Origin of the sequence: Paenibacillus sp. 2TAB19, from assembly GCF_052115185.1 — a bacterium.
Taxonomy (GTDB): domain Bacteria; phylum Bacillota; class Bacilli; order Paenibacillales; family Paenibacillaceae; genus Pristimantibacillus.
The window spans coordinates 35,147-43,147 of the sequence record NZ_JBFRGE010000059.1; the positions used below are offsets into that span (position 1 = coordinate 35,147).

Consider the following 8,001-nt stretch of genomic DNA (forward strand, 5'->3'; position numbering starts at 1 on the left):
GCTGTGGAATAGACGGCGTCCGATTCGGCAATGATGGATAATCAAGCAATTATAATGAAAACTGAATAGAGTGGTGAGAACATGACGGACCTTCAGATCGCGGATCTGGAAGAGATGAAGCTGACCGAATTGTACAAACTAGCGAAGCAATATCAGATCGCTTATTATGGTCAGTTGAAGAAGAAAGAACTAATTTTTGCAATATTGCGAGCGCAAGCGGAAAAAAGCGGACTTATGTTTATGGAAGGCGTATTAGACGTTTTATCGGAGGGTTTTGGATTCCTGCGTCCTATTAATTACTTGCCGAGTAAAGAGGATATTTATATTTCTGCTTCCCAAATTCGTAGATTCGACCTTCGTAACGGCGATCTCGTATCCGGCAAATGCCGTCCTCCTAAAGAAAACGAACGTTACTTCGGTCTGCTGCAGGTAAATGCCGTTAACGGTGAGAACCCTGAAACTGCAGCCGAACGCCTGCATTTCCCTGCCCTTACTCCTCTCTATCCCGATAAGAAGCTTGTGCTAGAGACAGCGCAATCCAAGCTGTCTACGAGAATGATGGATTTGCTTGCACCGGTTGGACTTGGTCAGCGCGGACTTATCGTAGCGCCGCCGAAGACAGGTAAGACACTGTTATTGAAGGAAATTGCGCATAGCATTACGGAGAATCGTCCCGATATCGAGCTGTTCGTACTCTTGATTGACGAACGCCCGGAAGAAGTAACGGATATGCAGCGTTCTGTGAAGGGCGAGGTTGTTGCGTCGACTTTCGACGAGCTGCCTGAGAATCATATCAAAGTGGCGGAGCTTGTGCTTGAGCGCGCACTGCGACTTGTCGAGCACAAGAAGGACGTCGTTATTTTGATGGATAGTATTACACGTCTGGCTAGAGCTTACAACCTTGTTATTCCTCCATCGGGCCGCACGCTGAGTGGCGGTATCGATCCTGCTGCATTCCATCGTCCAAAACGTTTCTTCGGATCTGCGCGCAATATCGAAGAGGGCGGAAGCCTTACCATATTGGCTACTGCGTTGATTGAGACGGGTTCGCGTATGGATGATATCATTTATGAAGAATTTAAAGGTACGGGCAATATGGAGCTTCATCTCGACCGTAAGCTGTCGGAACGCCGTATTTTCCCTGCTCTCGATATTCGCAGATCGGGCACGCGCCGCGAGGAAATGCTGCTCACGAAGGAAGAGCTTGAGAAAGTATGGTCGATTCGCCGCAATATGAACGATTCGCTTGAATTTGTGGACAACTTCTTGAAGAAGCTGGCCGATAGCAAGAACAATGAGCAGTTCCTCATGTCGCTGGATACATCCGCGGATGCGAAACCGGAACGCCCAAGCATAAAAAGCGGCAGTACGTCGACTACCGGCCGGCGCCCAGCGCCAAGAACCACGACGCACGGATCGTAAGGCCGCAGGAAGGAGAACATCATGAATCTCGTATATGCGGATGAACATGGAAATGTATTCGACCATCCCGATTATATCGGGCTTGGCCGCAGCGGCGATATGATCGTCGAAATTATGGAAGAAGAGCTCATTCCGCTCCCTAATGGAGCGACGCTTGTAAGTCTTCCTTTCACGAAGCCGATCGGACTGAACCCAAGCAATGGCCAGATGCAGGTACTGCCTGACGGTGCGCAAGCAGTTGGCGCCTTGCTGCCGCAAGGTTTCACAAGACTTTGCTTGCCCGGCTACGTGAAGGCCGACAAGAATGAGAAGCTGCCGTTATTCGGCTATACCGCAGTCGTGTGGAAGGACGATCAGTTCTACGTAACGGCTGAACAATGCGACGATCCGGAGAGATGGGATCCGCTTAATTGCGATCGCGATGAGCTCGGTATTCAAGTCGATCGAATTTTGACCAAATATCCGGAAAATCGGTTGTATAAGCATCTGTCTAATTGCGCTCTCGGTTACGAATGCCTGACGTCCTCCAACACGTTCCTCGGACGCTGGGAAGGCGCTGTTCCAGTATCGTATTCCTGCAACGCCGGATGCTTTGGCTGTATATCCGAGCAACCGGACGACAGCGGCTTCGTTGCTCCTCAGACGCGGATGAACTTCAAGCCGACCGTCGACGAAGTAGTTGAGGTTATGCTGGAGCATCTGCGTACACCGGACGCGATCATTAGCTTCGGTCAGGGCTGCGAGGGCGAGCCGTCCACGCAAGCACGCATCATTGTTGAAGCGATGAACCGTGTGCGCAGCCAGACGTCGAATGGTTATATCAACATTAATACGAATGCCGGGTTAACCGACTTCATGCGCGCAATAGTTGATGCAGGCCTTGATCTGATGCGGGTCAGCACGATCAGCGCGCTGGACGAGCATTACAATGCTTATTACAAGCCGCGCGGCTACACGCTTCAGAACGTGGAGAAGTCGCTTAAGTACGCGACTGACAAAGGGGTATATACTTCCATTAACTACTTGATCTTCCCTGGCGTAACGGATCGCGAGGAAGAGATCGAAGCGATGATCGGTTTCGCGAAGCGCACAGGCCTTAAGCTTATTCAAATGCGCAATCTGAATATCGACCCTGAGAGCTATCTGTCGATTATTCCGAAGGCGCAGGGCGAGATTTATGGCATGAAGCAAATGTTGGAAATCTTCCGCGAGGAACTGCCGGATGTCGTCATCGGATCGTATACGCACATACCGCCAACGGCACTTCGTCGTTAACATTAAGGGATAGCCTTCCGTCTCGGGACGGAATTGACTTCCAAATCTCGCAATATCAACCGATTGCGCTTATTGCAACTGAAAATTGGTTCGTGCTATAATCCTAGTTGTGTGATTATACTCTGGGCTCGCATGTAGCTCAGGGCGGAAAGAGGTGAACGAGATGAAACCAGCTATTCATCCGACATACCACGTCGTTACAGCAACTTGCGCTTGCGGCAACACTTTCGAGACAGGATCGATCAAATCGACCCTTCGCGTTGAGGTTTGCTCCGCATGCCACCCGTTCTTCACGGGTAAGCAGAAGTTCCTGGATGCCGGCGGTCGCGTCGACCGTTTCAAGAAGAAATACGGCATTTAATTGTCCGAATCATTCGGCCAATATTTGGCAGAATACAAGAGCCTCCCTCAGCCATCCTATGGTTAAAGGGAGGTTTTTTGATTGCAAAATAATAACGGGGCTCTTCATAACCGGATACGCACAGCCTTAGTAACAACAGGAGTTATTGCCGTAATGGCTTTGAGCGCAACGGGCTGCGGCAACCAAACCTCCGACCATATGAAGACGTACGGCCATGATGGATATATGGGCTACTCTAACAGTAACCCGAACATGCCGAATCGATTCGGCACGCTGAATTACAATGTAGACGGCAACTTGATCAAGCAAGTGCTGAAACCGATAGACGGCATTGAGCAGACGCAAATTATTTTCAACGGCACCACGGTGCATGTGAATCTGCACGTTAATGATAAGCTGTCGGACGCAGACGTAGCTAAGGTCCGTGAGAAGGCGCAGTCAGTCGTCCAATACAATATGCCTAGATATAACGTGCATGTCGAGGCGAAGCGGTAGTCGATTGCCAGTTCCTGCAGAGGTTGTCCATAAATTAACGGACAACGTCGGTTGCGCTTTAGTACGGAATCGGCTATACTTATTTTTGCCGTGCTAGACGGGGAGGTAGCGGTGCCCTGTAACTCGCAATCCGCTGTAGCGAGGTTGAATTCCTGCTCGAGGTTATGTCGATATGGGGTTTGGCACTTGCGAGCAGTGTTGACAGTCGGGTCCTCCGCAATGAACGCTTATGAACCCGGTCAGGTCCGGAAGGAAGCAGCCGTAAGTAAGTTAGTTCATGTGCCGGGGGAGTGCCTGACTCGAGCTGTAGTGCAAGGATGCCGCCTGGGTCGCATCTATCGAAGGCAGGTGCACGGTACAACGAACTATCATGCATGCAATAGCCAACTTTACAAATAACATCTTCGATCGAAGCCCGATCTCAAGTCGGCGCACGCGGCCGCAGATGTTTTTTTGGTTATCGGGTTATCGCTATTATTCTAGTAGATTGATAAAGCACTACAGCTTCTGCTTCTTGGTCTAGAGATAGCCCTTTGCTGTGCGTTCATGTATAATAGAGGCATTGGGATTAGAGCTAAGATAAACCATTTATATGCAATCCGAAAGGAAAGGTCTGTGTGTCACATATCGCATTATATCGTGCCTGGCGTCCGCAGACGTTTCAGGACATGGTCGGACAACGGCATATTATTCAGACACTACAGAATGCGATCAAGGAGCAGCGCGTATCGCACGCTTATTTGTTCAACGGCCCGCGGGGGACAGGAAAGACGACTGCCGCGAAGGTGTTGGCGAAAGCGGTTAACTGCGAGCGAGGTCCTGCCATTGAGCCCTGCAACGAGTGCGATGCTTGCCTTGGAATAACAGCTGGACATATTATGGATGTCGTCGAGATTGACGCAGCATCCAACCGAGGAATCGATGAGATTAGGGATATACGCGACAAGGTGCGATATGCGCCATCGGATGTCCGTTACAAAGTTTATATTATAGATGAAGTACACATGCTTACTACGGAAGCGTTCAATGCGCTGCTTAAGACGCTGGAGGAACCTCCGGGCCATGTGATTTTTATATTGGCGACGACTGAGCCCCATAAGCTGCCGGCAACGATTATATCGCGATGCCAACGATTCGATTTCCGGCAAGTATCGCTTGAAGAACAGACGGAACGATTGCTGCAAATTTGCCGTGAAGAAGGCATACAGGCGGAAGACGACGCCATTTCGTATATCGCTCGCTTATCGGAGGGCGGTATGCGTGACGCGATCAGCTTGCTGGAACAGGTATCGGCGTTTGGCGATTCCCATATTACGCTGTCTGCAGCTGTTGATGTGACAGGCGGTATGGCAGCAGATCAATTCTACGAGCTGGCCGATGCCGTCAAAGATCGGAACGTAGCGAGAATCATGCCGCTTGTAGAAAGTCTGATGCAAGCAGGCAAGAGTGCGGATAAGTGCTTAGAGAACTTGATTTACTATTTCCGCGATTTGCTCGTCCTTAAGCTCGCGCCGCAGGGCGGAGCTGTAACGGAGAGAGTGGTCGATACAGAAAGATTCCGATTGATGGCCGATGCTTATACCTCTCAGAGGCTGTTCGCCATGATTGATACGCTTAACAAATATCAGGTCGAGCTTAAGCATGCATCACAGCCTCAGACATTATTTGAGGTTGCGCTCATGAAGCTATGTACGCTTGATGAGGGATTGGGAGCTGGCGGTGAAGGACAGTCGCAGCAAGGTGCTGCTTCTGGCTCCGCTGCGCCATCTGCGGAAGTGAATCGATTGCGTCAGCAGGTTGAGGCGCTGGAGCGCAAGCTGGAGCAAGCGCTTCAGAACGGCATCGCTGCATCTGGAGCTGGCGGAGACGCTGGAGGACGACAAGCAGCGCCGGCAGCCCGAAGCGGTGGGGGCGGCTCGCGAGGCGGAGGCTTTGGCGGTAGCTCGGGCGGTATTGTCCGTTCAGCCGTTAAGCTGGATCGTTACTTGGCGGCTGCGGGCAACGATGACTTTAATCAAGTTCGCATGAAATGGAGCGCCGTGCTCCAGCGTGTGAAGGAGACTAAGATCACGGTGCATGCTTGGTTGACCGATGGCGAACCAGTTGCCGTCGCGGATGACACGCTCCTTATTGCATTCAAGAATACGATGCATAGGGAGACAACCGAGAAGCAAGCGCACCGGGATATCATCGAGCAAATACTGCGTGAATTAATGGGCAAGCCGCTTCAATTCGTTACGTGTATGATGAAGGAGTGGCAAGCAGCCGCTGCTGATGGGGGAGCCTCGAAGCAGGGCGAGACGCTTCAGCTCGAACCCGAGCAAGGCGATGGTCCTGCTGCAGGAGCGCAACGCCCGGAGTGGGTTGAAGAAGCAGTAAGGTTGTTTGGCGAGGATTTGGTCGTTGTGAAAGAGAATACTTAATTAAACTTAATTCTAATGATGAGGTGATTTGGAATGAACAATATGAACCAAATGATGAAGCAAGTAAAGAAAATGCAAGATCAAATGATGAAGGCGCAAGAAGAACTGGAAACAAAGACGCTTGAGGGAACTGCTGGCGGCGGCGTTGTAACGGTTGTTGCAAATGGCCACAAGAAAATTTTGAGCATTACGATCAAGCCTGAAGCCGTAGATCCGGAAGATGTAGAAATGCTGCAAGATCTTGTATTGACGGCAGTTAACGATGTACTAAGTAAAGTCGACGAGCTTGCGAACAAAGATATGGGCAAATTTACTGGCGGTATGAAAATCCCAGGTTTGTTCTAGGAGTTCTAGGAAGCGGGTAGTCGCACCTAGCTTTTGACGCTTGAAAGGAGCTGTAGCATCTTTGTTTTACCCTGAACCGATAGCGAAATTAATTGATGCTTTTACCCGTTTGCCGGGAATYGGTCCTAAGACAGCCGCCCGTCTTGCGTTTCATGTGCTCCGAATGAAGGAAGACGATGTCATTGATTTTGCGAAGGCGCTTGTGAGTGTGAAGCGTAATTTGTTCTACTGCTCGGTCTGCTGCAACATTACAGATACCGATCCGTGCAAAATATGCCAAGACAAGTCTCGCGATCAATCCGTCATATGTGTTGTCCAGGATTCCAAAGATCTTGTTGCAATCGAGAGAATGAAGGATTACCAAGGGCAATATCATGTGCTGCAAGGTGCGATATCGCCAATGGAGGGTATCGGTCCTGAAGAGATCAAGATTGCCGAGCTTCTCAGAAGACTGAGCGATGAACAGGTGCAAGAGCTGATTTTGGCCACGAACCCGAATATTGAGGGCGAAGCGACAGCGATGTATTTATCGCGGCTCGTTAAGCCGTTCGGCATCAAAGTTACACGTATTGCTCACGGTTTGCCGGTCGGCGGGGATCTTGAGTATGCAGATGAAGTAACATTATCCAAAGCCATTGAGGGTCGGCGAGAGCTAAGCTAGATGGCTGCAATAGAGACTGCTTCGAGGAATGATTTCCTTGAGGCAGTCTTTTTTTGTTCTAATTCGGCATACAAGCCTAATACAAATAGGGAGAGCGTAGATGATGCGATAGGACAAGCGGGAGGGGATCGTGATGGCAGCAGAACGACCGGTGACAATTGTAAGCGACTTGGAATGGATAGAAAAGCTGCGTAAGGAAATAGCAGAAGCGCATCGAGATTGGGAAAATGCGAATCGCTTCTTCGAGTATGCTTCAGGCGAGGATCAGGTGGATTATGCGATCTATGCGATCATTTCAGCTGAGAAGAGATACGAAATGCTTCTTCGACTTGCAAAAAGGACATGTAAACATTGGCCGCAATGGGGAGGATTGATGAAATGAAAACAATTTGGTTAGCCATGTTCGTTGTATCATCGTTATTGCTTATCATGGTATTGCTGCGCAATCGACTGTCATGGGGGTGGTTGCGAGGCTTTGGCCTGCACCTGGTACTTGCGGCAGCATTGCTATACGTGCTTAATGCAACTGAGGTTATACCGGGGCTGCACGTTCCGCTTAATCCGATAACGATTGGGACGGTCGTCGCGCTGGGCGTGCCCGGAGTAGCTTTAATCGTTGGGTTGCAATGGGTGGTCGTATAAGCTCTGCATAAAGTTTAGGCAAAAGGTTGACGCCGTCTGTCGATCTATGCTACATTATATCTCGCGCCTAGAACAGTAGTAATGAAGGCCAAGAAAACTTTTTAAAAAAAGTGCTTGCATTAAACTGGGCGAATGTGATATATTATAAAAGTCGCCGCTGAGACAAAGCGCCGACACGAAAGAAAAGATTGTTCTTTGAAAACTGAACAACGAGCGAAACTGCCAGTTAAGAAGCTTCGGCTTCTGACTAAAGCAATAAAAAAGTTTTTGAGCAAGTCAAACACCTTTATGGAGAGTTTGATCCTGGCTCAGGACGAACGCTGGCGGCGTGCCTAATACATGCAAGTCGAGCGGAGTTATTCCTTCGGGGATRACTT

Annotated in this window: 9 protein-coding genes, 1 rRNA gene and 1 other RNA gene; all 11 read left to right on the forward strand. The window is 49.8% G+C overall.

Annotated elements, in window-relative coordinates; translation table 11 throughout:
* Nucleotides 1-81: 81 nt before the first annotated feature.
* Nucleotides 82-1,422 (forward strand): transcription termination factor Rho, encoded by a 1,341-nt coding sequence (gene rho / locus AB4Z33_RS22455; protein WP_442052024.1) that lies wholly within the window; start codon nt 82-84, stop codon nt 1,420-1,422.
* Nucleotides 1,423-1,443: 21 nt separating this feature from the next.
* Nucleotides 1,444-2,697 (forward strand): radical SAM protein, encoded by a 1,254-nt coding sequence (locus tag AB4Z33_RS22460; protein ID WP_442052025.1) that lies wholly within the window; start codon nt 1,444-1,446, stop codon nt 2,695-2,697.
* Nucleotides 2,698-2,860: 163 nt separating this feature from the next.
* A complete protein-coding gene (gene rpmE / locus AB4Z33_RS22465; protein WP_307208422.1) occupies nt 2,861-3,058 on the forward strand; it encodes a 50S ribosomal protein L31 in 198 nt (65 codons plus the stop codon).
* 153 nt (nt 3,059-3,211) lie between these two features.
* Nucleotides 3,212-3,553: a hypothetical protein gene (locus AB4Z33_RS22470; protein WP_442052026.1), complete on the forward strand. Its 342-nt coding sequence runs from the start codon at nt 3,212-3,214 to the stop codon at nt 3,551-3,553.
* Nucleotides 3,554-3,641: 88 nt separating this feature from the next.
* Nucleotides 3,642-3,909: signal recognition particle sRNA large type (ffs, locus tag AB4Z33_RS22475), an RNA gene on the forward strand.
* A 261-nt stretch (nt 3,910-4,170) separates the two neighbouring features.
* Entirely contained in the window at nt 4,171-5,976 is a 1,806-nt protein-coding gene (dnaX, locus tag AB4Z33_RS22480; RefSeq protein WP_442052027.1) for a DNA polymerase III subunit gamma/tau, read from the forward strand.
* A gap of 33 nt (nt 5,977-6,009) precedes the next feature.
* Nucleotides 6,010-6,321 (forward strand): YbaB/EbfC family nucleoid-associated protein, encoded by a 312-nt coding sequence (locus tag AB4Z33_RS22485; protein ID WP_442052028.1) that lies wholly within the window; start codon nt 6,010-6,012, stop codon nt 6,319-6,321.
* Between the two features lie 61 nt (nt 6,322-6,382).
* Nucleotides 6,383-6,982: a recombination mediator RecR gene (recR, locus tag AB4Z33_RS22490; protein ID WP_307208436.1), complete on the forward strand. Its 600-nt coding sequence runs from the start codon at nt 6,383-6,385 to the stop codon at nt 6,980-6,982.
* A gap of 133 nt (nt 6,983-7,115) precedes the next feature.
* On the forward strand, nt 7,116-7,364 hold the full coding sequence (locus tag AB4Z33_RS22495) for a DUF2508 family protein (protein WP_442052029.1): 249 nt from the start codon (nt 7,116-7,118) through the stop codon (nt 7,362-7,364).
* On the forward strand, nt 7,361-7,624 hold the full coding sequence (locus AB4Z33_RS22500; protein WP_442052030.1) for a pro-sigmaK processing inhibitor BofA family protein: 264 nt from the start codon (nt 7,361-7,363) through the stop codon (nt 7,622-7,624). The genes AB4Z33_RS22495 and AB4Z33_RS22500 overlap by 4 nt, the downstream gene beginning before the upstream one ends.
* Nucleotides 7,625-7,909: 285 nt before the next feature.
* A 16S ribosomal RNA gene (locus AB4Z33_RS22505) occupies nt 7,910-8,001 on the forward strand; the annotation flags it as partial.